Annotated in this window: 19 protein-coding genes and 2 pseudogenes; 6 read left to right on the forward strand and 15 right to left on the reverse strand. The window is 61.4% G+C overall.

Features of this window, described 5'->3' with window-relative positions:
• Positions 1 to 7 precede the first annotated feature (7 nt).
• The 11 genes and pseudogenes from AC1VON_RS23385 to AC1VON_RS23435 all read right to left on the reverse strand — a co-directional run bounded on the left by AC1VON_RS23385 (position 8) and on the right by AC1VON_RS23435 (position 10,938).
• Complete coding sequence (locus AC1VON_RS23385; protein ID WP_483125006.1) at positions 8 to 514, reverse strand: arsenate reductase ArsC; 507 nt, start codon at positions 512 to 514, stop codon at positions 8 to 10.
• A gap of 16 nt (positions 515 to 530) precedes the next feature.
• Positions 531 to 864 (reverse strand): annotated as a pseudogene (locus tag AC1VON_RS23390) (ArsR/SmtB family transcription factor).
• A 134-nt stretch (positions 865 to 998) separates the two neighbouring features.
• Complete coding sequence (locus AC1VON_RS23395; RefSeq protein ID WP_483126366.1) at positions 999 to 1,166, reverse strand: hypothetical protein; 168 nt, start codon at positions 1,164 to 1,166, stop codon at positions 999 to 1,001.
• Between the two features lie 111 nt (positions 1,167 to 1,277).
• Positions 1,278 to 2,276: pseudogene (locus AC1VON_RS23400) on the reverse strand (molybdopterin molybdotransferase MoeA); the annotation flags it as partial.
• 50 nt (positions 2,277 to 2,326) lie between these two features.
• Complete coding sequence (locus AC1VON_RS23405) at positions 2,327 to 2,740, reverse strand: c-type cytochrome (RefSeq protein ID WP_483125007.1); 414 nt, start codon at positions 2,738 to 2,740, stop codon at positions 2,327 to 2,329.
• 46 nt (positions 2,741 to 2,786) lie between these two features.
• On the reverse strand, positions 2,787 to 5,249 hold the full coding sequence (locus AC1VON_RS23410; RefSeq protein WP_483125008.1) for an arsenate reductase (azurin) large subunit: 2,463 nt from the start codon (positions 5,247 to 5,249) through the stop codon (positions 2,787 to 2,789).
• Positions 5,250 to 5,263: 14 nt separating this feature from the next.
• A complete protein-coding gene (locus AC1VON_RS23415) occupies positions 5,264 to 5,791 on the reverse strand; it encodes an arsenate reductase (azurin) small subunit (RefSeq protein WP_172350223.1) in 528 nt (175 codons plus the stop codon).
• Positions 5,792 to 5,945: 154 nt separating this feature from the next.
• Positions 5,946 to 7,289 carry a sigma-54-dependent transcriptional regulator gene (locus tag AC1VON_RS23420; RefSeq protein WP_483125009.1) on the reverse strand — a complete coding sequence of 448 codons (1,344 nt, stop codon included), beginning with the start codon at positions 7,287 to 7,289 and terminating at the stop codon, positions 5,946 to 5,948.
• A gap of 30 nt (positions 7,290 to 7,319) precedes the next feature.
• Complete coding sequence (locus AC1VON_RS23425) at positions 7,320 to 8,732, reverse strand: sensor histidine kinase (RefSeq protein ID WP_483125010.1); 1,413 nt, start codon at positions 8,730 to 8,732, stop codon at positions 7,320 to 7,322.
• On the reverse strand, positions 8,729 to 9,604 hold the full coding sequence (locus tag AC1VON_RS23430; RefSeq protein WP_483125011.1) for a substrate-binding domain-containing protein: 876 nt from the start codon (positions 9,602 to 9,604) through the stop codon (positions 8,729 to 8,731). Before AC1VON_RS23430 ends, AC1VON_RS23425 begins: the two co-directional genes overlap by 4 nt.
• A gap of 434 nt (positions 9,605 to 10,038) precedes the next feature.
• A complete protein-coding gene (locus AC1VON_RS23435) occupies positions 10,039 to 10,938 on the reverse strand; it encodes a LysR family transcriptional regulator (protein ID WP_483125012.1) in 900 nt (299 codons plus the stop codon).
• 188 nt (positions 10,939 to 11,126) lie between these two features.
• On the opposite strand from AC1VON_RS23435, the gene AC1VON_RS23440 reads away from it, so the two are divergent.
• The 3 genes from AC1VON_RS23440 (at position 11,127) to AC1VON_RS23450 (ending at position 14,227) form a co-directional block, all read left to right on the forward strand.
• On the forward strand, positions 11,127 to 12,410 hold the full coding sequence (locus tag AC1VON_RS23440) for a serine hydrolase domain-containing protein (protein ID WP_483125013.1): 1,284 nt from the start codon (positions 11,127 to 11,129) through the stop codon (positions 12,408 to 12,410).
• A 33-nt stretch (positions 12,411 to 12,443) separates the two neighbouring features.
• Positions 12,444 to 13,325, forward strand: coding sequence for an NmrA family NAD(P)-binding protein (locus AC1VON_RS23445; protein ID WP_172350217.1), 882 nt, complete (start codon positions 12,444 to 12,446; stop codon positions 13,323 to 13,325).
• A gap of 71 nt (positions 13,326 to 13,396) precedes the next feature.
• Entirely contained in the window at positions 13,397 to 14,227 is an 831-nt protein-coding gene (locus AC1VON_RS23450; protein ID WP_172350216.1) for an aldo/keto reductase, read from the forward strand.
• A gap of 394 nt (positions 14,228 to 14,621) precedes the next feature.
• Here the strand turns inward: AC1VON_RS23450 and AC1VON_RS23455 are convergent, their stop codons facing one another.
• A complete protein-coding gene (locus tag AC1VON_RS23455; protein ID WP_246740678.1) occupies positions 14,622 to 15,881 on the reverse strand; it encodes a metal-dependent hydrolase family protein in 1,260 nt (419 codons plus the stop codon).
• Between the two features lie 5 nt (positions 15,882 to 15,886).
• A complete protein-coding gene (locus AC1VON_RS23460) occupies positions 15,887 to 16,699 on the reverse strand; it encodes an SDR family NAD(P)-dependent oxidoreductase (RefSeq protein ID WP_340163183.1) in 813 nt (270 codons plus the stop codon).
• Between the two features lie 181 nt (positions 16,700 to 16,880).
• Between AC1VON_RS23460 and AC1VON_RS23465 the strand changes: the two genes are divergently transcribed.
• The 3 genes from AC1VON_RS23465 (at position 16,881) to AC1VON_RS23475 (ending at position 19,973) form a co-directional block, all read left to right on the forward strand.
• Positions 16,881 to 17,774, forward strand: a complete 894-nt coding sequence (locus AC1VON_RS23465) for a LysR family transcriptional regulator (protein WP_172350214.1) — start codon at positions 16,881 to 16,883, stop codon at positions 17,772 to 17,774.
• A 191-nt stretch (positions 17,775 to 17,965) separates the two neighbouring features.
• Positions 17,966 to 19,060, forward strand: coding sequence for a 3-isopropylmalate dehydrogenase (gene leuB, locus AC1VON_RS23470; RefSeq protein ID WP_172350213.1), 1,095 nt, complete (start codon positions 17,966 to 17,968; stop codon positions 19,058 to 19,060).
• 160 nt (positions 19,061 to 19,220) lie between these two features.
• Positions 19,221 to 19,973, forward strand: coding sequence for a flavin reductase family protein (locus AC1VON_RS23475; RefSeq protein ID WP_483125014.1), 753 nt, complete (start codon positions 19,221 to 19,223; stop codon positions 19,971 to 19,973).
• Between the two features lie 288 nt (positions 19,974 to 20,261).
• On the opposite strand, the gene leuD is transcribed toward AC1VON_RS23475, so the two are convergent.
• Together leuD and leuC are read right to left on the reverse strand one after the other, a co-directional pair.
• The gene (gene leuD, locus AC1VON_RS23480; protein ID WP_172350211.1) at positions 20,262 to 20,888 is read right to left on the reverse strand and encodes a 3-isopropylmalate dehydratase small subunit; all 627 of its coding nucleotides are present in this window, start codon (positions 20,886 to 20,888) and stop codon (positions 20,262 to 20,264) included.
• 7 nt (positions 20,889 to 20,895) lie between these two features.
• Entirely contained in the window at positions 20,896 to 22,302 is a 1,407-nt protein-coding gene (gene leuC, locus AC1VON_RS23485) for a 3-isopropylmalate dehydratase large subunit (protein ID WP_483125015.1), read from the reverse strand.
• Positions 22,303 to 22,306 lie beyond the last annotated feature (4 nt).

Consider the following 22,306-nt stretch of genomic DNA (forward strand, 5'->3'; position numbering starts at 1 on the left):
CCTTGGCTCAGCCGGCCTTCGGCAGGTTGCGGCCGATCTCGTCCAGCCGCTTTTGCAGGGCCAGCTTGTCGACCATGTTCATCGGCAGGCTGATGAAGATCGAAATGCGGTTGTTGAGCATGCGATAGGCTTCGGCGAAGGCCAAGTGCCTTTCGGCATCGGTGCCGTCCACGTCAGCCGGATCAGGCACGCCCCAATGCGCTGTCATCGGTTGTCCCGGCCAGACCGGGCATGATTCATTGGCGGCGTTGTCGCAAACGGTGAAAACGAAATCCATTTGCGGCGCGCCGGGAACCGCGAATTCTTCCCAGTCTTTCGAGCGAGCAAAGGATGTGTCGTAATTCAAGTTCTTCAGAAGCTGGAGTGTTTTTGGGTTGACCTCCCCCTTTGGGTGCGACCCGGCCGAATAGGCCTTGAACTTGCCGGCACCGACACGGTTCAGGATCGCTTCCGCGAAGATCGACCGGGCCGAGTTGCCGGTGCAGAGGAAAAGAACGTTGTATGGCTCGCTCATGGCGTAAGCCTCCCTTCTAGCATTTACAGGTCACCGCCTGAATCACGGGCTGACAGAGTTCCGGAGCCCCGTTGCAGCAATCTTCCATGTTGATAGGCGAGCAGGTCGCGGAACCCGGTCATGTCGGCGACGTAGCGGATGGTACGGCCGTCGCGCTCGGCGCGGACCAGGCCAGCATGGTCAAGAACCTTCAGGTGCGCCGACATCGTGTTCTGCACGGTATCAAGGCGTGAAGCGATCTCGCCGGCGGGCACACCCTCGGCGCCTGCTTGAACGAGCAGGCGGAAGACCTCAAGCCGGGTGTCCTGGCCGAGGGCCGCCAATGCGAGGAGAGCTAACTTTTTATCCATGTATCTATAAATCCGGAATTAAGGGTACGTAGCTCCAAGATATGACAGCAGGATGACAATAGGCAAGTCGGTTGATCAGGTTTGCGGCGTGAACAGCTCGAGCGCTGGTGAGGAGCCGGGCGGATGGGTTTAGGCTAACTCCCAAACGGCTCGTAGCGCAGGGGCATGCTGTCAGTGATCTCGGCAGCTTCAGCCGGCAAGAGGGCAAGGCCATTCGCCAGCGCAAGCGCCATCAAGTTGGCAGAGGATCCACGTTCGAGCAACTCGAGCACCGGTTCCCCGGTTTCGGTGCGCCCGGATATGCGGACAGGCGCAAACTCGGTCCGGCCCTGTCGTTTCTTACAGGTGAAGCCAGCCACCGCAGAAAACCATTGCGGCTGGATATCGGCGAGACCTGCAAGTTTGCGCAAGGCAGGCAAGACGATCTGTCGGAATGTGACCATCGCCGCATTGGGATTGCCGGGTAACCCGGCAAAAAGCATGTTCTTGATCTTACCGACTTTCACCGGCTTTCCCGGTCGCATCGCCACTTTGAGGACCTCGAGGCTGGCGCCGTGATGCAGGACGGCGGTGACCATATGGTCCTCTTCGCCGGCAGAGACCCCTCCGGTGGTCACCAGCGCGTCACAGGAGGCGACCGCCCGCGCGACAACGTCGGCGAGAAGATCCGGGCTGTCCGGCACGATGCCAAAATCGACGATCTCGGCCCAAGGGCAGGCTGCCAGCAACGACCGCAGCATGATCCTATTGGAATTATAAATCTGGCCATGGGCGAGAGGTTCGCCGGGCTCCTTCAACTCGGAGCCGGTCGACAGCAGACCGACCCGTACCTTTCGGAGGACTTCAACACCGGCGATCCCCACGGCGGCCAGCAGGGTAAGGTCCCTTGCGTACAGGGCCCTGCCCCGCCTTGCGAGCTCGGAATCCGCGCTGACGTCCTCGCCGGCGAGGCGGATGTGGCGGCCGCGACGCGGCCGCTCAAAGACGGTCACCATGTCACCCGAGCGTTCGCATTGCTCTTGCATGACCACCGCGTCAAAGCCCGGAGGAACGGGAGCCCCCGTAAAGATCCGCAGCGCCGTTCGCGGGTCCAGCTGGTCATGCGCGCGCACGTCGCCGGCGACAACCCGACCGGCCACCCGGAACGTCCAGGGACCGTTGCCATCGAAATCCGACGTTCGCACGGCAAACCCGTCCATGGCTGAATTGTCGAAGGGTGGCAGAGCGACCGGCGAATGAACAGCGACAGCGCAAACCCGTCCCAATGCTGCGATGAGCGAGAGATGTTCCCGGTAGCGAACCGGTCGGGCAAGCGCAACGGCCTTCGCCACCGCAGCCTCGAACGGAATAGCTTCACCGCCCTGCCCTGCCGAGCAGTCGGCTTGCAAAACGGGTTGCGCGGCGTGAAACACGATCGCTCCTCCCTTGCGTTTGATCTGGAAACGCAACGGCCTAAGGGTTTCTAGCCTGATACACTTTTGAGATAGGCGATGACGTTCTTGATGTCGTCGGGATTCTTGAGGCCAGGGAACCCCATTTTGTTCGTTGGCACTTTCGCCTTGGGGTCGGTCAGATATTCCGTCAGGTTCGGCTCATCCCAGACTAGGCCCGCAGCACCGGCATCCTTCATGGCTTTTGAATACGAATAGCCTGGCGCAGTCCCGGCCGTCCGCCCGACGACGCCCTTCAAGGTTGGCCCGACTTTATTGGCGTCGGTATCGGCGTTGTGACAGGCGGCGCATTTTTTGAAGACCACCTTGCCGGCTTCGATATCCTTGGCTTGGGCGACCGGTGGCAGGAGCGCCAAAACAAAGGTGGCGCCGACGAAAAGATATTTCACGCGGGAACTCTCCGTTTTCCGTACGATTGAAGACATGACAGCTGCCGCGAGCAGATCGGCTCGCGGCAGAAATCCGTTGGGCTTAGCCCGCCTGATATTCCGTGGATTTGAAGGAGAGATGCTTCACACCTTCCGGAGCATCTGAGATCTTCCGGATGTTGGCCCACGTCTGTTTGTAGTTCGGCAGGATCAGCTCGTTGGTGCCCGCATTGATGGCGTTCCCCACCACGCCGGTAGGGAACCCAAACAGCATGAAGGTCTCGCCCTTCTTGGCGGTTGGCGTCGGATACGCCATGGCCTGGGTCGAGCCGCTTTCATTGTAGACCTCGACGAGGTCGCCGTTGTTCAGGCCAAGCTCCTTCATATCGTCCGGACTGATCTGAATGAACGGGTAGGGCCAGCGGTCCATGACAAATTCGCTGTCCTGGTCGAGGAACGCGTTCTGCCAAACGAGGTTGGCGCGTCCGTTGTTGATGAGGAACTTGTTGTTTTTCTTCTGCTCCTCCTTGCCCGGGGCCTGCAGGCCGCGCCAAGCGGCCTCCATGAAGGTCGCCTTGCCGTCCTTCGTTCCGAACTTGCCATCAGTATAGAGCCGCTTGGTGCCGACGATCTTGCCATCCGCGAAGCCGGTCGAGGGTTCCTGGAAGCCGTTGTTACCCATGGCGCGAAGCCGCTCATAGGTGACGTTTTCGCCTCCCTTGGCGTTCAAGTGATAGCCGTCCATGAACGCGTCTTCCTCGGTCTTCCAGTCGAACCCCTTGAACTGGTCGGCATATTTGGCATTCCCCGACGCACGGATAACTCTCTCCATGTTCTGGGCGATGCCTGCAGCGATGAGGCAATCCGGTTTGGCGGTGCCGGGTGGGTCCATGTAGCGCTCGACCAGCCGCATCCTGCGCTCACCGTTCATCGAGGTGAGGTTCATCTCGCCGGACTCGGCCGCCGGCAACCAAACGTGGCTGGCCGCACCGATCATCGACGGGATGATGTCAACGTCGACGGAGAAAAGCCCACCAGCCTTGATCGCGTCGGTGATCGCCTTCACCATTGCGTCGCGATCGCCATAAGGCACCGCGTTCATAGCGTCCTTCACGATGTCGGTACGCTTCTTGTAGACCATGTTGAACTGGTGGGCGTTCAGGGTGGTCTTGTAGTGATCGCAGGCCCAGATGTGGTGAACACCGCCCTTGCCTTCGATGAGCAGCTTGTCGACGTAAGCGGCCGGCTTGCCGACATGGGCGTCGGAGGGACGTACATAGCCCTCCTGGTGGCCACCCATGCGCACGCAGCCACCGCCCTCGCGGCCGACGTTGCCGGTTGCCAGCGCCACGTTCACCAGCGCCGCATTGGTGCGGTAGTTGTCGTTGCCCCAGATCAGGCCCTTTTCGTAGGCGATCATCGTGCGCCGGCGCTTGCCTTCCTTGGGCTCGGCAATCCACGCCGCCGACTGCTTTATCTGGTCGACGGTCAGACCGGTGATCTTCGCCGCATCTTCGAGAGAGGTCTTGTTGGCGGCGACGGTCTTATCGAAATCCTTGGTGGATGCGTCGATGAAGGCCTTGTCGACCCAGCCCTTGGTGGCGATCTCGGTCAGCCAGGCGTTGAACAGCACCATGTCCGTGCCGGAGTTGATGGCGAGGTGCATGACGTTGTCTTTGCCGGCCTCGGCCTCGGCCGCGTTGATCGAAACCGTGCGACGCGGGTCGACGAAGATGATGCGCCCGTTGGCATGGGGCTCGCCCGGCAACTGCGCTTTCTTCTTGTCCATCGACGTTCCACGCAGGTTCGGAATCCAATGGTTGAGGAAATAGTTAGTCTGGGTTTCGAGCGGATTGTTGCCGACCGACACGATGGTATCGGCGAGCTCGGCGTCCTCGTAGCAGTTGTTGAGCTCGCCAACGCCCATGTCGCGCGTGGCATGGACTTCAGAGTTATAGGCCGGCCGGTTGTGAATCCGGATGTTTTTGATTTTCATCGCGCCGAAGTATAGCTTGCCCGTGCCCCAGGTGTTTTCATAGCCGCCAGCTGAGCCGCCATGATCGAACACGGACACGAACAGGCCATCCTCGCCTTGATCCTTGATGACGGCCGCAGTGACCCGCGCCACGAGGTCCAAGGCGTCGTCCCACGAGGTTGGCTGCATCTGCCCGTAGCGCCAGACCATCGGGCTGATCAGGCGTTGCTGCTGCGAGCCGCGGGCGGTTGAGTACCGCAGTTCACCCATGCGGGCGCCACGTACCGAGCCGAGGCCAGAGTTCACCACGCACTCGGAATCGGGCTTGAGGACGATGTGCACATCCTGCCCGTCCTGCTTGACGATGTTGTACATCGAGGGTGCATACCAGGCGTCGGTCTCGGCAGCCTGCTGCTGAGAAAGGTCGACCCCGAAAGCGTTCGAGGCGGCATCGGTGCCGCCCTGCTTGTTGGCCGGCCAGGTGTAGGCATGGTAGCCACAGCCGACGATGCAGTAGTGGCAGGTGACGTTCTGTTTCTTGGCGTCGGCCGGAATGATCGGCAGACGGGCGACGTGACGTTTGTAAGCCATGATCCGATCCTCCCTTAAAGTACGTTGCTCAGGCGGCCATAAAGAAGCTCGTCGACGCCGTCGGCGTAGATGTCGCCCTTAGCATCGATGCGCAGCGCGTATTGGGGAAGGTTGGCGGTGGACTGGCCCCAGATCTGCTGCCCGCCGGCGTCGGCGTCGAAACGCGAGTAGTGGCCGGGGCAGTTGAAGGAATGATCATCCGCATTGTAATTCAGCGGGAAGCCCTTGTGAGGGCAGGTCGTCGAGAACCCGACGATGTCACCATCCGGCCCTGCACCGCCTTCCACCTTTGTGCCAAGTTTCAGCAGCACGCCGGGGGCGTTTTCATCCGGATAGCCGACTTCGAAAGGTTCGTTCGGCTTCAAATCGACTATGTTGGCCAACTTGTTTGAGGGGTATTCAACGAGAGCGAGCCCGGGGGCAGCCTTGGTCTGCGCTTGAACCGGTAGTGCCACGGCTGTGGCCATGCCTGCGGCGGCGAATGCCCCTCCCCGCAGAAATTGACGGCGGCCGACGTCGACCAGCTTGTTGCAGCGATCCATGCAATCCTCCCATTTGGCGAAACCTTGTCGCCAGGAGCTTTGCAATGCGTGTGCCAACCGCAGAAACCGTTGGTTTCGCCGCAACAGGACGGAGGAAACAGCTGGAAATTGTCCGCCACGTTCGGAAACCCGAACATGCTGCACTGCCGAAGGTTCAGGAAGTCGAACGCGCCCGATCGGCCAGTCCGAGCCGCGTCATTTTCTCCCAAAGCGTGGTCCGCGAGACCGCAAGCAGGCCGGCGGCCTTCGCTATTTGACCGCCGGTTTCGTCCAGCGCCCGCTCGATCTGGCGTCGCTCGGCCGCGTCGCGAACATCGGCGAGGGGAGCGAATGTCGTATTCCCTGATTTTACTGCCCGCTCCGGGAACAAGTCACCGGGCATGATCCATTCGCTAGTCGACAAGGCAACCGCTCGCTCGACACGGTTCCGGAGTTCCCGCACATTTCCCGGCCAAGGATAGGTAAGCGCAGCTTCCTGGGCCAACGCGCTGAACCCCCGGATCCGGACATCAGACCGGCTGACCGCATTTTCAAGAAACCGGTCGAGTAGCCAGGGGATGTCCTCGTGTCGCTCGCGCAAAGGCGGGATCGTCACCGGCAACACGGCAAGCCGGAAATAGAGATCTTCGCGGAAGCCAGACGATCCGCCACGCTGCGCAAGGTCGCGATGGGTGGCGGAGACGACACGCGCGCGAAATTTGCAGGGAGCCTCGCCACCGACCCGGTTGAAGCTGCCGTCCTCGATCAGCCTCAGGAGCTTGGCCTGTAGGGGCATTGGCATGTCGCCAATCTCATCGAGAAACAGCGTGCCCTTCCCGGCTCGCTCGGCGTAGCCGAGGTGCCGTTGCTGGGCGCCGGTAAACGCCCCCTTCTCATGTCCGAAGATCTCGCTCTCAAGCAGCTCGGCCGGGATTGCTGCACAATTCACGGCGATAAAGGGCTCGGCACTCCGAGCCGAAACCTCGTGGAGAAGACGCGCGGCGACTTCCTTGCCGGAGCCGGTCTCGCCGGCAATCAAGACGGGCAGATCATGGCCGGCATAGCGGCGCAACAGGTCTTCGGCGTGCTGGATGGCGGTCGACTCCCCCAGAAAATAACCCTTCAGCCGGAGTTGGCTGTGGGTTGTGCGCCGTCCCGCATCGATACGCCGCAGGAATTCATCCATCGCGAATGGCTTGGTCATGAAATCAACGGCGCCGGACCGCATCAGACGAACCGCCTGATCAATCTCACCCTGGCTGGTGACGAACATGAAGGGCGGCGAGTTCGGCAGGTTGGCAAGCTCATTGAAAACGACCTCGCCCGAAATATCCGGGAGACGGATGTCGCAAATCACCAGATCGAGGGCATCGGAGATTCCTTCGATCCCGGAAATGGCGTCCCGTCCTGACTGCCACCAGGTCACGCGCCAGCCCTCGAGCTCGAGGCGTTGAACGATCGACCCTCCCATTACCGGATCATCTTCAACGAGACCTATGCGTGCTGGGTCAGGCTGCATTGGCTTTGGTCTCCCTTTCGAAGGGAATGGTCAGCGTGACCACCGTCCCTCCCCCTCTCTTGTGGTGATTGCGGCAGACCCTCCGAGTTCGTCGACGACGCGCCGGACCATCCAGAGACCCAAGCCGCAGCCGGCTCGCACAGCGGGACCTGGATCGCTGTCGACCAGAATCCCCGCGATGTCTGGCGGGATACCGGGACCCTGGTCGCCGATCTCGATGTTGAGGAAGTCGCCCGAGCAGTTCGCCTTCAGCGAGAGCGCTCCGCCCTCTGGGGTAACCGTGCTGGCATTCAGCAGGAGGTTCAGGACGGCCTGACGTACAGGCCCTCCCCTCACCGGTAGTTCAGGCATGTCGTTCCAGATGATTTCCCAATCCAGGCGCTGCCGCTTGCGGTGCAGTTCAGGTTTCAGGAGGAGGCGGACGTCGTCAAGGTCGTCGGCCGACAACGGGCGATGCGAGCGTTCCGGTCGATAGGTCGAAAGGGCCGCTTCGACCACGTCCCGGATGCCGGCAAGGCCGCGCTCGATCAGGCTTATGGACGTGTCCCTGACGCCGGGTGTCTCTCCATGTTTTTTCAACGTATCGAGGGCGTTGAACAGCCCTCCCAGCGGGTTGTTGATCTCGTGCGCCATGCCCGATGCAAGGCGCCCCAGGCTGGACAGCTTTTCTTCCTCAGCGAGTTGCATCGCGAAATTCGCACGCTCGCGTTCGGCTTGGACCAGCGTGTTATAGCCCCTAAACAGGCCTGCCACTTCGCTATCGCCTTTGGGGATCTGATCTTGGGATATTGGCTCTGCAGCCCCGTCGGCCGCTGACCGCATGTGGTTCTCGAGGATCCGCATCGGCGCGATCATCTGCCTTACGATCAGGAAACCGCCGAGAGAAAACAGCACCGCCAGCACGCCGTTGGTGATCAGCAGCGTGACCAAGATCTCACGTCGCTCGGCGAACAGATGCGACACATCGAAAGTGGCGTGAATCGTCCCGATGGACTGGCCTTGATACACCAGGTCCCGCTTGGCAAACCCGGTCGACGTCGCCTCATCGATCGTCACAATGCCTGGGCCATAACGCTTGAAGTAACTGTCCGGCAGTTGCGAGAACGTGGCCATGCGGATGGGATCGGTTGCCGCTAAAACTCGACCATCGGCACCAGTCACGACCGTTTCGACGGGAGAGAGCGCCTCATACGAGGATGAAGACCGATCGAGGGCGTCATAGACTTCCCAAACGTCCTGGCGCAGCACCGCCGGCACCACCGCCGAGGACAATCCGTCGAGATAGGTTTCCGCAAGTCCGTCCAGATAGGTCTTTTGCGTATGCGACAGCCGGTCGAGCACACGCTCAGATATGACGGCGCTGATAAACACCATCAGCAGCGCCACCATGACCGGAACACGGTAAGAAACAGGGATCGCTCGCAGTCGTTGCGCCATGCTCATCCGAACTGCCTCACGGTTTCGACCTTGGCAGCTATGGTGTCGAAGAGCGACGGATCGGTTGCAGCAAAGCCATCCAGGCGCAGCAGTCTAAGGACCTTCATTCCTTCCGGATCCTTGTTCATCGACACCAACGCCTGTTGCAGCGCCTTGACGCGCGCGTCGCCGGCGAGCGACTTCGGAGACGCCACTGGCGGAAAGCCGAGCCATTCCGACTTGCGGACAATCTTGGTCTGCTTGACCAAGTCGGGTTCGGTCTCGCGCATGACCTCATGGACATAGCCGTCAACGCTGCCGGACTGTGCCAATCCCGAGGCCACGGCACGGATGACGTTGCGGTGTCCGTAGGTGAAGAAGGTCTTTTTGAAAAACGCCTCCGGCAGCACCTTGTTTTCGGCGAGCAACGCCCGGGTGACCAGGAAACCGGAGTTCGAATCGGGATCCGAGAAGGCGTGAACGTCGCCGGCGAGCCCGTGCCAGTCGTCGACCTTACGGTCAGCAGCGGCGATCAAATAGGACTGGTAGAGTGGTTTGCCGTGCCAGACGGGGGTCGCGACCAGATCGAGCTCCCCTTTGTATTGCACATAAGGGTAGCCGCAGATCCACGCCGCATGGATTTCCCCAGACACGAGCAGCGCCGTGATTTCCTGATAGGTCCGACGCGTCACCAGCTCGACCGGGCTATCCAGCTTCGCAGTGAGATATGCCCGGAGGTGGCCAAGAAGCTCCAGATCGTTGGAGAGGAAAACCGGAGTGAGTCCGAACTGAAAGGGCGCGATTTCGGCCTTAGACTGTCGGGATAAGCTCAGCAGAGCGAAGCCGCCCACAGCAGCTTTGAGGATATTCCGCCGACCAGGTTGGATGTGGGTTGGCACGAATGCCTGCCTTCATTCTCGCACGGCTTCAATCTATCCAGAAGTACGGATGAGTGCGAGATGTTCGATCGAATCGATCGATTGTCCCGATTGGCGGTGCAAAATCCAGGATTCTGACCAGCATGGAGAAACGCCATTATGTCATGCCATATATAGCGGGGTGGCGTTGGCCAATGGACGCGAATGTCCCCGCGTGCGAAGGCGGTCGCCGAGTTGCTCGACCATGTGCCCCTCGTCAGAACTGTAGCATGCGTCACCGGCAGCCAGGCGATGACATCCAGCGGCTGAGGCGCTGATTGCATCGGCCGCTCGATCCATGGCCTGAGCGGCGCCCCCCGTCGGCTCATATGACCGTTATGCAACACCGTCATGCGAGGCGGCAAGCATTTTTGCCGGTGGACAGCCAGGGCCGTGCGCGGCAAGAATGCCCCGCGCTACGCCGCCGCGATCCGTTGAACAAAATCCAGAAAAGCCCGCACTTTTGCCGGCGGCATGTGGCGTGACGGATGATAGGCGTAAAGCGGAAACTGTTCGTCGGACCATTCCGCCAGGATCGTCGTGAGCGCCCCGCTCTCAAGCCACTCGTCGAGGCCGATGGCAAGGCTCTGGAATATGCCTTGCCCCGCGAGACCGGCCGCGACGGCAGCGGAGGGATCGTCCATGACCAACCGCCCCGACGCCTTGATCTCGATGGTCCCGCTATCCCCTTGGAACTCCCAGGTGAACGGCCGCCCGGTCTGCGGGTCGCGAAATAGGATGCAATCGTGGTGCATCAGGTCGTGGGGCGTGGCTGGAATGCCGTGACGGTCGAGATAGCTTGGGGCGGCACAGGTCAGCACCGGTACGTCCAGCAGCTTGCGCGCGATCAGCGAGGATTCGTCCGGTGGACCGAAGCGCACGGCGACATCCGCGCCGCTCATCATCTCTTCGCGATAGTTGCTGGTGGTCAGATCGAGCGACAGTGCGGGGTAGCGTGCCAGGAATTCACCGATCCTCGGCGCCAGCACCATTCGCGCGAACCAGGGATCGATCGAAACCCTGAGCCGCCCGCCGACGAATGCCGCCGAACCGGCGGCTTCGGAGGCCGCCTCCTCCAGTCCGGCCAGCAGCGGCATTATCCGGGCATGGAAGCGGGCGCCCTCCTCCGTCAGCGTGACCGCGCGCGGATTGCGGTCGAACAACCTGACACCGACGCGTTGTTCGAGCCTCGCCACCGCACGACTGACCCCCGATGGCGTGAGACCGAGAACATCCGCGGCCCGCACGAAATTGCCCGCTTCCATCACCGCCCCGAAAACGCCGACCCCGGTCAACAACCGCGTGTCGAAACTCATGCCCTCTCTCCTTTGCAAGGTCGGTGATCTCAACCGTCCCATCATGAGTGATTTTGAGTCATCTTATCTTTGATTTTATTGCGCGTGAATCATCGCATCGCTTCCCATAGATGATTTTTGAGCGCCGGGACGGCGCAGCGGCACACCGGACCGCGGAAGTCTCCGGCCTTGCGAGAAGGAATTCATCCATGAATGCGATCTCACGCAGAAGCCTGTTGGCGCGTGGCGGCCTTTTGCTGGCGGCGGGCGCCGCCGCCGTGAACACGCCGGTCCACGCACTGGCGGCCAACCCGCAAGCGCGGTCCGGCAACTTCAAGTCCATCGACATGGCCATGGAACAGGCGGTGCGGGACGGTACCGTCGCCGGCGTCGTTGCCACCGCGGCAGGACCAGACAGCATGATCTATGAAGGAACCTTCGGAAAGGCCAATACCGTCACCGGAGCAATGATGCGCCCCGATACGGTATTCTGGCTGTTGTCCATGACGAAGGCCTTCACCGCTACGGCCTGCATGCAGCTAATCGAGCAGGGCAGGATCGATCCCGAGGACGATGCGGCGAAATATCTGCCGGAACTCGCCAATCCGATGGTGTTGGAGGGTTTCGACGGCGACGGCCAGCCGCGCCTGCGTCCGGCCAAGCGAGCCATCAAGGTGCGTCACCTGCTCACACACACCTCCGGCTATACCTATTCGATCTGGAGCGATGCACTAACCCGCTACGAGAACGTCACCGGCATGCCGGACATCGCCACGTGCAAGAACGGCGCCTTCCTGGCACCGCTCGAATTCGACCCTGGCGAACGCTGGCAATACGGCATCAGCATGGACTGGGTCGGAAAGCTGGTGGAAGCGGTCAGCGACCAGTCACTGGAAGTCTATTTCCGCGAGAACATCTTCGCCCCGCTCGGCATGACCGATTCAGGCTTCCTGATCGGAAGCACGCAGAAGGCCAGGGTCGCCACCTTCCATAACCGTCGCGAAGACGGCGGCCTGACGCCCGCGCCCTTCGAAATGCCTCAGCGGCCGGAATTCTTCATGGGCGGCGGCGGCGGCTTCAGTACGCCGCGCGACTACATGGCCTTCCTGCGGATGCTGCTGAACGGAGGCACTCATAAAGGCGTACGGGTGCTGAAGCCGGAAACGGTCGCGTCGATGATGCGCAACCAGATCGGCGACCTCGATGTCCAGGCCATGAGGACCGCCCAGCCTGCCTATTCGCAGAGCTTCGACCAGTTTCCCGGCGAGCCCCACAAGTGGGGATATTCGTTCGACATCAACACGCTGCCCGGTCCGAACGGTCGGTCGGCAGGCAGCATTTCCTGGGCCGGCCTGCTCAACTGCTATTTCTGGCTCGACCCTGTCAGGAAGGTGACCGGAGCTATCTTCACCCAGCTTCTGCCCTTCTACGACCAAAAGGTCGTGAAGCTCTACGGCACATTCGAGCGCGGCCTCTACGACAGCCTCGCCTGATCAATTCACGACCTCAACACCAGGAGACATACCATGTATGCGATTACAGGAATTACTGGCAAGGTCGGCGGCGCGCTGGCGAAAGCCCTGATCGATGCCGGAGAACCGGTCCGTGCGGTGCTGCGCGACCCCGCCAAGGCGGAAATCTGGCGCAAGCGAGGTTGCGAAATCGCCTTTGCCGAGATGGACGCCGCCGCGCAGCTTGCTGCCGCCTTCAACGGCGCCACTGGCGTTTTCATCCTGCCGCCGTCGGAATTCGACCCGGCGCCCGGCTATCCGGAAGCGGCGAAACAGAATGAGGTGCTGACGACCGCTCTCCTTGCTGCCCGCCCGGAAAGGGTCGTCTGCCTCTCCACCATCGGCGCCGACGCGGAAGTGGACAATCTGTTGAGCCAGCGGACGATGCTGGAACAAGCCCTCGGCGAGCTCGATCTTCCCGTCACCTTCCTGCGGCCCGGCTGGTTCATGGAAAATGCGGCCTGGGACGTCGCGCCGGCCCGCGATGAAGGCGTGCTGCATAGCTTCCTCCAGCCTGCCGACAAGACCTTCGCCATGGTGGCGACGCAGGATATCGGCCGGCTTGCCGCAGATCTGATCCGCGAGGAGTGGACCGGCAAGCGGGTCGTGGAACTGGAAGGCCCCGCACGGGTCTCGCCCAACGATCTCGCCAATGCCTTCGCGTCGGTGCTCGGGCACCCGGTGCGGGTGGAGATCGTCCCGCGGGAAAGCTGGGAGGGCCTGTTCCGTGCCCAGGGTACGCGTAACCCACAGCCGCGCATGCGCATGCTCGACGGCTTCAACGAAGGCTGGATCGACTTCAAGGCAGACGGCGAAAACCGTGCCATGGGCACGACATCACTTGAGCAGGTGATCGAAGCGCTGGTCCGGCAGGCGGCCGCGAGCGAGACCGCCTGAGCCCGCCGGTAGAACGGGCGGCGGACGGCTTCTGCCTCTGCCGCGTCCCTCGCAAATTGAAAGGAACGATCATGGAAACGGTTGAAACTCAAGGCGTCGCCATCCCCCGTCTGGGGCTTGGTACATTCCGGATGCCGGGCGATGCCGCCCGATCCGTGGTCGAAAGCGGGCTTGCCCTCGGGTTCCGACATATCGATACGGCAGCCATGTACGACAACGAAGCCGCCGTCGGGACCGCACTCGCCACTTCCGGCTTGAAGCGTGCGGATCTCTTCGTCACCACCAAGGTCTGGCACGACAAGCTTGCCCCCGACGCCCTGCGCCGATCGTTCGATGCCAGCCTCGGCAAGCTTCGTCTCGACCATGTTGATCTCTTTCTGGTCCATTGGCCGTCGGCGAACATGAAGATGGGCGAGACGTTGGAAGCGATCACCAAACTGAAGGAAGAAGGGCTGGCCCGCGCCATAGGCGTCTGCAACTTCAACCTGCCCATGATCCGGCGCGCTGTTGAGGATATCGGCGCCCCCATCGCCGTTCATCAGGTGGAATATCATCCGTTCCTGTCGCAGACGCCGATGCTGGATTATCTTCGTGGCAAGGGTATTCCGATGACCGCCTATGCGCCGCTTGCGCAGGGTCGGGCCGCGAGGGATCCCGTCCTCGCCAGGATCGGTGAAAAGCACAGCGCCACCGCCGCCCAGATCGCCATCGCCTGGCTTCTGGACCAGGAACGAGTCATCGCGATTCCCAAAGCCGCTCACCCCTCGAGCCAGGCAGCCAATCTCGATGCGCTCAACATTCGCCTCGACGATCAGGACCGCGCGGCCATCGCGGCTTTGCCGAAGAACCTACGTTACGTGGACCCGCCCTTTGCTCCAAACTGGGAGGCTGCAACGTCCTGAAACGCAGGTTCGTCAATCCACGGGCTAACCTCAAAGGACACCCTCGATTTAACCGTGCAATCCGTTTGTTGGAACCACGGCTATTGGTTGTTGGAACCACGGCTATTGGAGGCAATGACCGAGATTAGGCGCGTCGGTCCTCATCCTCCGAGTCGAATGTCCTTGGCTCGGCGGCGTCCATCTAACTGCTGACGCCATGCGCCTCGACTGCCGCCATGCGCCTCATCGACGTGTACCGAGAAGCGGCCCGTCCGCCGGATTGCCAACGTACAGTGTGCTGTCGCTTCAGATCGCGCGCGGGCCGCAGGTCCGCGTCGCCCGACGACACTGAAAAGACGGAGCGGAATTTTCGCGCCCGTCGCCCCAGCCTCCATCTTGTCGAATCCGTCCACCCTTAGTGGGAAAGTTCGTTCTTGTAGAAAACCCCACCCTTCATGATCGCCTGGAAGGATTTGCCCTCGTCGCCGAGCAGCGAGATGTCTTTCAGTGGATCGCCGTCTATCACAATCATGTCAGCATAGGCCCCTGCGGCGATGGTGCCGACCTTGCCAGCCATCAAGCACAGTTCGGCCGCGTTGATGGTGGTCGATCGGATGACCTCGATGGGCGGCAGCGCCTCGGCGCGGATATTGAATTCCAGGTTCTGGTGTGGATGTAGAAAGCCGAGATGATCCGAACCGTGGCAAATCTTTACACCGGCCTTGTGCATGATCTCGAGCGATTCCGGGCCACGATCACGCACCCACTGCAGGCGCTCAACGGCGGCAGCGTCGAGTCCGAGCCTTTCAGCCTCGATGATTTGTCCCTCGTATGCGCTGATTGTCGGCGTTGAATAGGCGCCCTTCTCGGCCATGATCGCGGCCGTCGCGGGGGTGATCAGCGTACAGTGCTCGATCGACTTGATCCCGCAGGCCAGCGCCCGCGCGATTGACTCGTCCGAATGTGCGTGCACGCAGACGTAGGTCTTGGCGTTCTCCGCTTCTTCCTGGAAGGCGCGAAGCTCATCCATCGAATAGGCATTCCATGAGCGTGGCATCCGCAGCTGCGCCGCGCCGCCGCCGGCCATCACCTTGATGAACTGAGCGCCTTTGCGTATCTCCTCGCGCGCCGCGCGGCGACACTCATCAACGCCGTCGACGATCTTCGACACGTTGCCGAGTTGATTGTTGAAGGTCTCAGCCGAGATCAGTTCGCCGCGCTCGCGCGGATCGGTATGGCCGCCGGACTGGACAAAAGCCTTGCCGCACATGGTCAACCTGGGTCCGTCGATCAGACCGCTTTCAAGCGCGTATTTGAAGCCCAGCGTCGCCCCACCGACGTCGCGGACTGTCGTGAAGCCGCGCAACAGCATGCCCTTGACGATCTTGGCCGCGTGCAGCGCCACCAGTTCGTTGGGCATACGTGAGCTGGCGGACGGATCTTCAGCGGCCGAATAAACGTGGACGTGGCAATCGATCAAGCCGGGCATCAGCGTCTTGCCCTTCAGGTCGATCATGATCGCGTTGGCGTCCTTAATCGGCTTGTCGGAAACTTCGTCAATCATGCCTTCCGACACCCGTATATGACGGTCATACTCCCCGTCGTCCGAGGAACCATCAAGCACGCGCGCGTTCTCGAAGACAAATGAAGGCATGGGAATCTCCTCTTCAATCATTCCTGTTAATAGGTCGCACGTCCGCCCGACAGGTCGAAGACCGCTCCGGTGGTGAAGGAATTCTCCTGCGTCGCCAGCCAGCAGATCATGGACGCTGCCTCCTCCAGTTCGAGCATGCGCCCGCGTGGGATCTTGCCAAGGATATAGGCTATATGTTCGGGCGCCTGGGCCATCGCGCCCGGTGTCTTGGCGACGGCCGGCGTCACGCAGTTGACGGCGATGTTGCGATCGGCCAACTCCTTACCAAGCGACTTGGTTAGCGCGATCACGCCGGCTTTCATTGACGAATAGGCGACCGCATTGGGATTGCCTTCCTTGCCGGCGACAGAGCTGATGTTGACGATGCGTCCGTAACCCTTCTCCATCATGTGCGGCACGATCGTGCGGCAGCAGTGGAAAGTTCCGTTGAGGCCGACCTGGACCACCTCTGCGAAGGCTTCCGGCGGGTACTCCCAAGTCGGCATGTTAGGGCCGACAAGGGCGGCATTGTTAATCAGGATGTCGACCTTGCCGTAGCGCCCGAGCGTCGCCTTTGTCGCCGCTTCCACTGAGGCGAGCACGCCGATATCGGCTGTCCGGCAGTATACGCGGTCGGCGTCCGCGAGCTTGTCGGCGCAGGCCCTTAGAACTGTTTCGTCGCGGTCCCAGATGGCAACGCTAGCGCCCGATTCGAGCATACGCTTGACCACCGCAAACCCGATACCTTGAGCGCCGCCCGTGATGACCGCGGTGCGGCCTTCGAGATCATATTGATTCATGTATGGACGGATCCTGACCTTTCCGTTGGTGCCCGCTTCGCCGCACGTGGGCAATTTCATTTTGTGTTTTCTGCCAAACGGGAATACGACCTTATTGGAGACATGGTGGGCAGCGCGAAGACTTGATTGGGAACGCGTGCGTCGTGATCCGCGATGCGCCCCAGCGCGACCGAACCATTCGCGATTGTCGGTCCATCCTTGGATCGTGGTCGGGCAACCTAAGCGTGGAGCTTTGTAACGAGTGCGTTTCGACCTGTTGTCACTGGAATTGTTCGTCGCAGTCTGTGAGGAGCAAAGCATTGCCAAGGCCGCCGACCGCGAGCACATAGCTGCATCTGCAATCAGCAAGCGCATTTCCGATCTCGAGGCCAGGCTCAAGACACCGCTGTTCTTGCGTGGTTCCAAGGGGTTGGAACTCACCGCGGCCGCCAATTCCCTGCTGTACCACGCCCGCGTGGTCATGCGCGACCTGCGCCAGATGGAATCCGAGCTGTCCAATCATGCCAGCGGCGTGCGCGGCCACGTCCGCGTCTATGCCAGCGTTTCCACCATCATCCAACACCTTCCGCGTGACCTGCGCGAGTTCCTCGCCCTACACGACGCCGTGCGCATTGACCTGCAGGAAGGGACCAGCCAGCAGGCGCTCGAGGCGGTGGCGGAGAACGCCGCCGATATCGGCGTCTTCGGCGGCGTTGTGCCGCGCCAAGGCTTGAAGATCATCCCCTACCGTGTCGACCGCATTGTCGCACTCGTTCACAAGGACCACCCGCTGGCGGACCGCACGATCGTCAAGTTTGCTGAATTCACCGATTTCGATCTAATCGGGCCGATGAAGGGATCCTTCCTCGACTCTCTTGTGCTACGCGCTGCTTCCGACCTCGCCCGCTCGTTGCGGATGCCGGTCCGCGTGAACGGTTTCGAGACCGTATTCAGCATGGTTGAAGCCGGACTGGGGATCGGCCTGGTCCCGGAGAAATGCGCCGAGCGCTATGTGACCAGCGGCAACACCGTCGCCATCGTCCTTGACGAACCCTGGGCCGAGCGCCAGTGGAACCTTTGCGTGCAGGCAAGCCAGACCATGCCGCCGCCCGTGCGCCTGCTGCTCAACCATCTCACCAACAGCGAAACCCGATAAGGCCGCTTGATTTCGCCAGCCGTCCTCGTCGGCGCGGTCCGCCCGCGACCGCCGACGCGCGTTCGCCTATGGCGATGGGCTGTTTCCGAAGGACGACTTCGAGGATGCACGCGACACTCCTATAAGACACCCGAAAGGGCGCGCGCCGTGGTGGTTTGCGCTCCTGTGAAATCCATCTGGAGGAATAGGACGTGAAAATCGCGGTACTTCCCGGCGACGGCATCGGCAAGGAGGTGACCGCTGAGGCGGTCAAAGTGTTGCGCGCACTTGCCGGCGCTGGACTCGCCTTCGAGATGACCGAAGCCATCATCGGCGACGAAGGCATTCAGACCGTCGGCGATGCGTTGCCGGCGAAAACGCTTGAGCTCTGCCGTGCGGTTGACGCTATCCTGCTTGGCGGTACCGGTGTGCCCGCCGACGAGCACCGCCCACCATCCGAGGGCGCTGGAAACGGGCTGTTGCGGCTTCGCCGGGCGCTGTCGCTCTATGCCAATTTTCGTCCGGTGCTGCTCTATCCCGAATTGCTCGACGCATCGACGCTGAAGCCGGAGGTGGTCGAAGGCGTCGATATGCTGATCCTGCGGGAGTTGAATGGTGACCTGTATTTCGGTGAGCCGCGCGGCATCTCGGTCAACGCGGCCGGCGAGCGCGAAGGCATCAACACAATGCGCTACACCGAGAGCGAGATAGAGCGCATCGCCCATGTAGGCTTCAAGGCGGCGCAAAAACGCGGCAGGAAGCTGTGCTCTGTCGACAAGTCGAACGTGCTGGAGACAATGATGTTGTGGCGCGAGGTGGTGACCCGCGTCGGCAAGGACTATACGGATGTGGAACTGACCCATCTCTATGTCGACGCAGCCTCCATGGCGCTGATCCGCAATCCCAGGCAGTTTGACGTCATCGTCACCGGAAATGTCTTCGGTGACATCCTCTCCGATGCCGCAGCGATGTTGGCCGGTTCAATCGGCATGCTGCCGTCGGCCTCGTTGGGCATCGGAAACAAGGGGCTCTACGAACCTGTCCACGGCACCGCACCCGACATTGCGGGCCGCAATATTGCCAATCCGCTGGCAGCGATTCTGTCGGTAGCGCTGATGCTGCGCTATTCCTTCTCGCTGGAACATGAGGCCGCGCGCGTCGAGGCTGCGGTCCGCTCGGTGCTTGCAGCTGGCTACCGAACCGCCGACATTATGCGGCCCGGCTGCCGCAGGGTCTCCACCAGCGAGATGGGTGACGCCGTTGTAGCGGTTCTCGTCGCCGGAACCAGCAGGCAGGCCGTCGGCTGATCGGTCCGATACGTCGCAAGCTCCCAGAAAGGAGAGTCCTTCTCCTGCCCGGGCGTCTTCAATCCAGGTCTGACGCTCGACTGGATGTCATTACCTTGGGCATCGAGGGTCTTGGCGAACAGCGCCAGCAATGCATCCAGGCGTAGCGATCGGATGCTCCATGACCGTCGACCCGACGCCTTTGACGTGGGTGGCAGCGATTAAATCCTCGAAGGCTGACGATTTCCGTTCGCCATCCCGGTTAGGGCCTTCACATCGCCCATCAATGTTGGCATCTGACATTTCTAGACCCGCCGGAGCAGGCATGCATTTCAATTTTTCCGACCTCAAGCCCATTGAGCGATACAAGCTCCTGTCCTCCACCATCACGCCCCGCCCTATAGCCTGGGTTTCCACCATCAGCGAAGCCGGTCAGCGCAACGCCGCGCCGTTCTCCTTCTTCAATGTTTTCGGCGAGGATCCGCCGGTTGTCGGATTCTCGATCAACGACCGCAGTCCCGGCGACCGGAAGGACACAGGCCGTAACATCCGCGCCACCGGCGAGTTCGTCGTCAACCTGGTCGACGAAGATCGGCTGAAGGTGATGAACGTCACGGCCACCGAATACGGCCCGGCCGTCGACGAGTTCACCATCTCCGGGCTGAGCTCGCAGGCCTCGCTTTCGATCCGCGCGCCGCGCATCGCAGAAAGCCCGGTGTCCTTCGAATGCAAGCTGATGCAAATCGTCGAGCTCGGGTCAAACCGTTCGCTTATCCTCGGCCTTGTGCAAGTCATGCATATCCGCAACGACCTGCTCATCAATCCGGAACGCTTCCATGTCGATACGGCGAAGATGCGCGTCGTCGGGCGGATGCAGGGTAACAGCTACATTGTCTGCGACGACATTTTCGAGATGGCACGCCTTCAGCCATAAGCCGGATTGCGGGAACGGAAGCGGCGCTTCCTTCACGGTGTTCGGCGCTCGTCGAGCGGGTGTCAGGGCGGCGGAGCGGGAGCGACCCTATGGAGTTTTGGCGTATAACCGAGGCAAGTCGTTCGAGCCATGGATGACCCTAGCTGTGTCCCGATAGCGTTGCTTTCTGTAGCGGTTGTGGCTCAAACAGCAGCGAACACGATCGCTGCCAGCGTCGCAGAGAACGGTGCATCCGCGACTGCGTGGTCTCAAAGCGCAGCCGACAATACGCCATTTGGCCCTTTCGTGTCAGTCGGCGACAGCCCCGAGACTGAGCCATGGCGTCGCTTGCGCCGACGCTTTCTCATGATCTTTGATCGCCGGCAGTTCCGCCAGAGTGTCGTCGATGAAATCATTGCCCTTCAGCAGCCGCTCCCGGTCGGAATCGACAATCAAGAACGGCACTGTGCCAAGCCGCAGGTGGCTGAGCTCGCGCCTTTCCAGGTCCACCGTGAAGCGCGCTTCCTGCGGATTCGCCGCCGCGCGCAGGCACTCTGCTAGCACGTCCTCGCTGACAGTCGCAGGAATGATGCCGTTGTTGATGCAGTTCGCCTTGAATATATCGGCGAACATGGAGGAGATCAGGCAGCGTATGCCGAATGATTTCAGTGCCCAGGGCGCGTGCTCGCGCGATGAACCGGAGCCGAAATTACGCCCCGCGATGATGATCGTCGCCTCGTCATAGGGCTGCTTGTTGAGGATAAAGTCCGGATCTGGTGTGCCGTCTGGTCTGTAGCGCAGACTGTGAAACAGGAACGGTGCCATCGCGTTGCGATCCGGCTTGCGCAGGAACTGCTGGGGATAGATCAGGTCTGTGTTGATGTCGGACATCGGAAAGGGCGCGGCGATGCCGCTGTGTCCGGAGATCGGTTCCATATTCGCCTCAGATCAGTTCGCGCACGTCTGTCAAATGGCCGGTGATCGCCGCTGCCGCGGCCATGGCGGGGCTCATCAGATGCGTACGCGCACCGCGCCCCTGTCGCCCTTCGAAATTCCGGTTCGATGTCGATGCGCATCGTTCGCCAGGTTTCAGCCGCTCGCCATTCATCGCCAGGCACATCGAGCAGCCAGGCTCACGCCAGTCGAAGCCGGCCTCGATGAAGATCTGGTCGAGTCCCTCCTGCTCAGCCTGGTCCTTGACCGGCCCCGAACCAGGCACAATCCAGGCGGTCGTACCGTCGGCGACCTTGCGCCCCCGCACCACTGCGGCCGCGGCCCGCAAATCCTCGATGCGGCCATTGGTGCACGAGCCGATGAAGACGTGATCAACGTGGATATCGGTCAGCGCCTGTCCGGGCTGCAGGCCCATGTAGTCGAGTGCGCCTTGGATACTGGTGCGCTCGCTCTCGTTGTCGCAGGACGAAGGGTTTGGCACCCTGCCTACGATCGGCAGCGATTGGCCGGGATTGGTGCCCCAGGTGACGAAGGGCACTACGTCGGATCCGGCGATTTCGACATCCGCGTCGAAGAACGCATCCGGATCTGACTTCAGCGAGCGCCACGAATCCACTGCCCGGCCCCACATTTCGTCCTTCGGCGAGTATTTGCGTCCTTCCAGATAGGCGATGGTCTTCTCGTCGGGCGCCACCATGCCGGCGCGCGCGCCGCCCTCGATCGACATGTTGCACAGCGTCATGCGCTGTTCCATGGTCAGCGCCCGAACCGCCTCTCCCTGGTATTCAATGACGTGGCCGGTACCACCTGCCACGCCGATCGTATGCAGAATCGAAAGGATTAGGTCTTTCGCCGTTGCGCCGGAGGGCAGTTCGCCCTTCACGTTGACACGCATCGACTTGGACTTGCGCTGCACGATGGTCTGCGTCGCCAGCACGTGCTCGACCTCGGAGATGCCGATGCCAAAGGCGAGTGCCCCGAATGCGCCATGGGTGGAGGTGTGGCTGTCGCCGCACACCAGCAGCGCGCCGGGCAGCACAAAGCCGAGTTCAGGCCCGATCACGTGGACGATACCCTGCCGGCGGTTGCCGACCGAATAGACGTCGATACCGGCCTGCCCGCAGTAGGCCTCAATGTCCTGGACCATCTTGCGGGCGTCCTCGTCCTCATAGGCGATCCCGTTGACGCGGGGCGTCGTGGGAACGACGTGGTCGGCCACGCCGATCGTCAGATCGGGACGGTGCACCTTGCGCCCGCGCGCACTTAGCCCCGAAAATGCGTAAGTCGCGACACCTTCATGAACCAGATGTCGGTCGACAAAGAGAATGGCCCTGTTGTCGCCCAGTGGCTTGACGACATGGGCATCCCAGATTTTTTCATACAGCGTCTTCGCCATGGTG

Source organism: Mesorhizobium sp. HAY1-8B (assembly GCF_056868045.1).

Excerpts from the sequence above, each read along its gene's own strand:
- AC1VON_RS23450 (WP_172350216.1), top strand. The coding sequence starts at position 13,397 with ATGGAAACGGTTGAAACTCAAGGCGTCGCCATCCCCCGTCTGGGGCTT.
- AC1VON_RS23405 (WP_483125007.1), bottom strand. The coding sequence starts at position 2,740 with ATGTCTTCAATCGTACGGAAAACGGAGAGTTCCCGCGTGAAATATCTT.
- leuC (WP_483125015.1), bottom strand. The coding sequence starts at position 22,302 with ATGGCGAAGACGCTGTATGAAAAAATCTGGGATGCCCATGTCGTCAAG.
- AC1VON_RS23475 (WP_483125014.1), top strand. The coding sequence starts at position 19,221 with ATGACCGTCGACCCGACGCCTTTGACGTGGGTGGCAGCGATTAAATCC.
- AC1VON_RS23425 (WP_483125010.1), bottom strand. The coding sequence starts at position 8,732 with ATGAGCATGGCGCAACGACTGCGAGCGATCCCTGTTTCTTACCGTGTT.
- AC1VON_RS23410 (WP_483125008.1), bottom strand. The coding sequence starts at position 5,249 with ATGGCTTACAAACGTCACGTCGCCCGTCTGCCGATCATTCCGGCCGAC.
- AC1VON_RS23385 (WP_483125006.1), bottom strand. The coding sequence starts at position 514 with ATGAGCGAGCCATACAACGTTCTTTTCCTCTGCACCGGCAACTCGGCC.
- AC1VON_RS23445 (WP_172350217.1), top strand. The coding sequence starts at position 12,444 with ATGTATGCGATTACAGGAATTACTGGCAAGGTCGGCGGCGCGCTGGCG.
- AC1VON_RS23420 (WP_483125009.1), bottom strand. The coding sequence starts at position 7,289 with ATGCAGCCTGACCCAGCACGCATAGGTCTCGTTGAAGATGATCCGGTA.
- AC1VON_RS23440 (WP_483125013.1), top strand. The coding sequence starts at position 11,127 with ATGAATGCGATCTCACGCAGAAGCCTGTTGGCGCGTGGCGGCCTTTTG.
- AC1VON_RS23415 (WP_172350223.1), bottom strand. The coding sequence starts at position 5,791 with ATGGATCGCTGCAACAAGCTGGTCGACGTCGGCCGCCGTCAATTTCTG.
- AC1VON_RS23460 (WP_340163183.1), bottom strand. The coding sequence starts at position 16,699 with ATGAAATTGCCCACGTGCGGCGAAGCGGGCACCAACGGAAAGGTCAGG.
- AC1VON_RS23455 (WP_246740678.1), bottom strand. The coding sequence starts at position 15,881 with ATGATTGAAGAGGAGATTCCCATGCCTTCATTTGTCTTCGAGAACGCG.
- AC1VON_RS23435 (WP_483125012.1), bottom strand. The coding sequence starts at position 10,938 with ATGAGTTTCGACACGCGGTTGTTGACCGGGGTCGGCGTTTTCGGGGCG.
- leuD (WP_172350211.1), bottom strand. The coding sequence starts at position 20,888 with ATGGAACCGATCTCCGGACACAGCGGCATCGCCGCGCCCTTTCCGATG.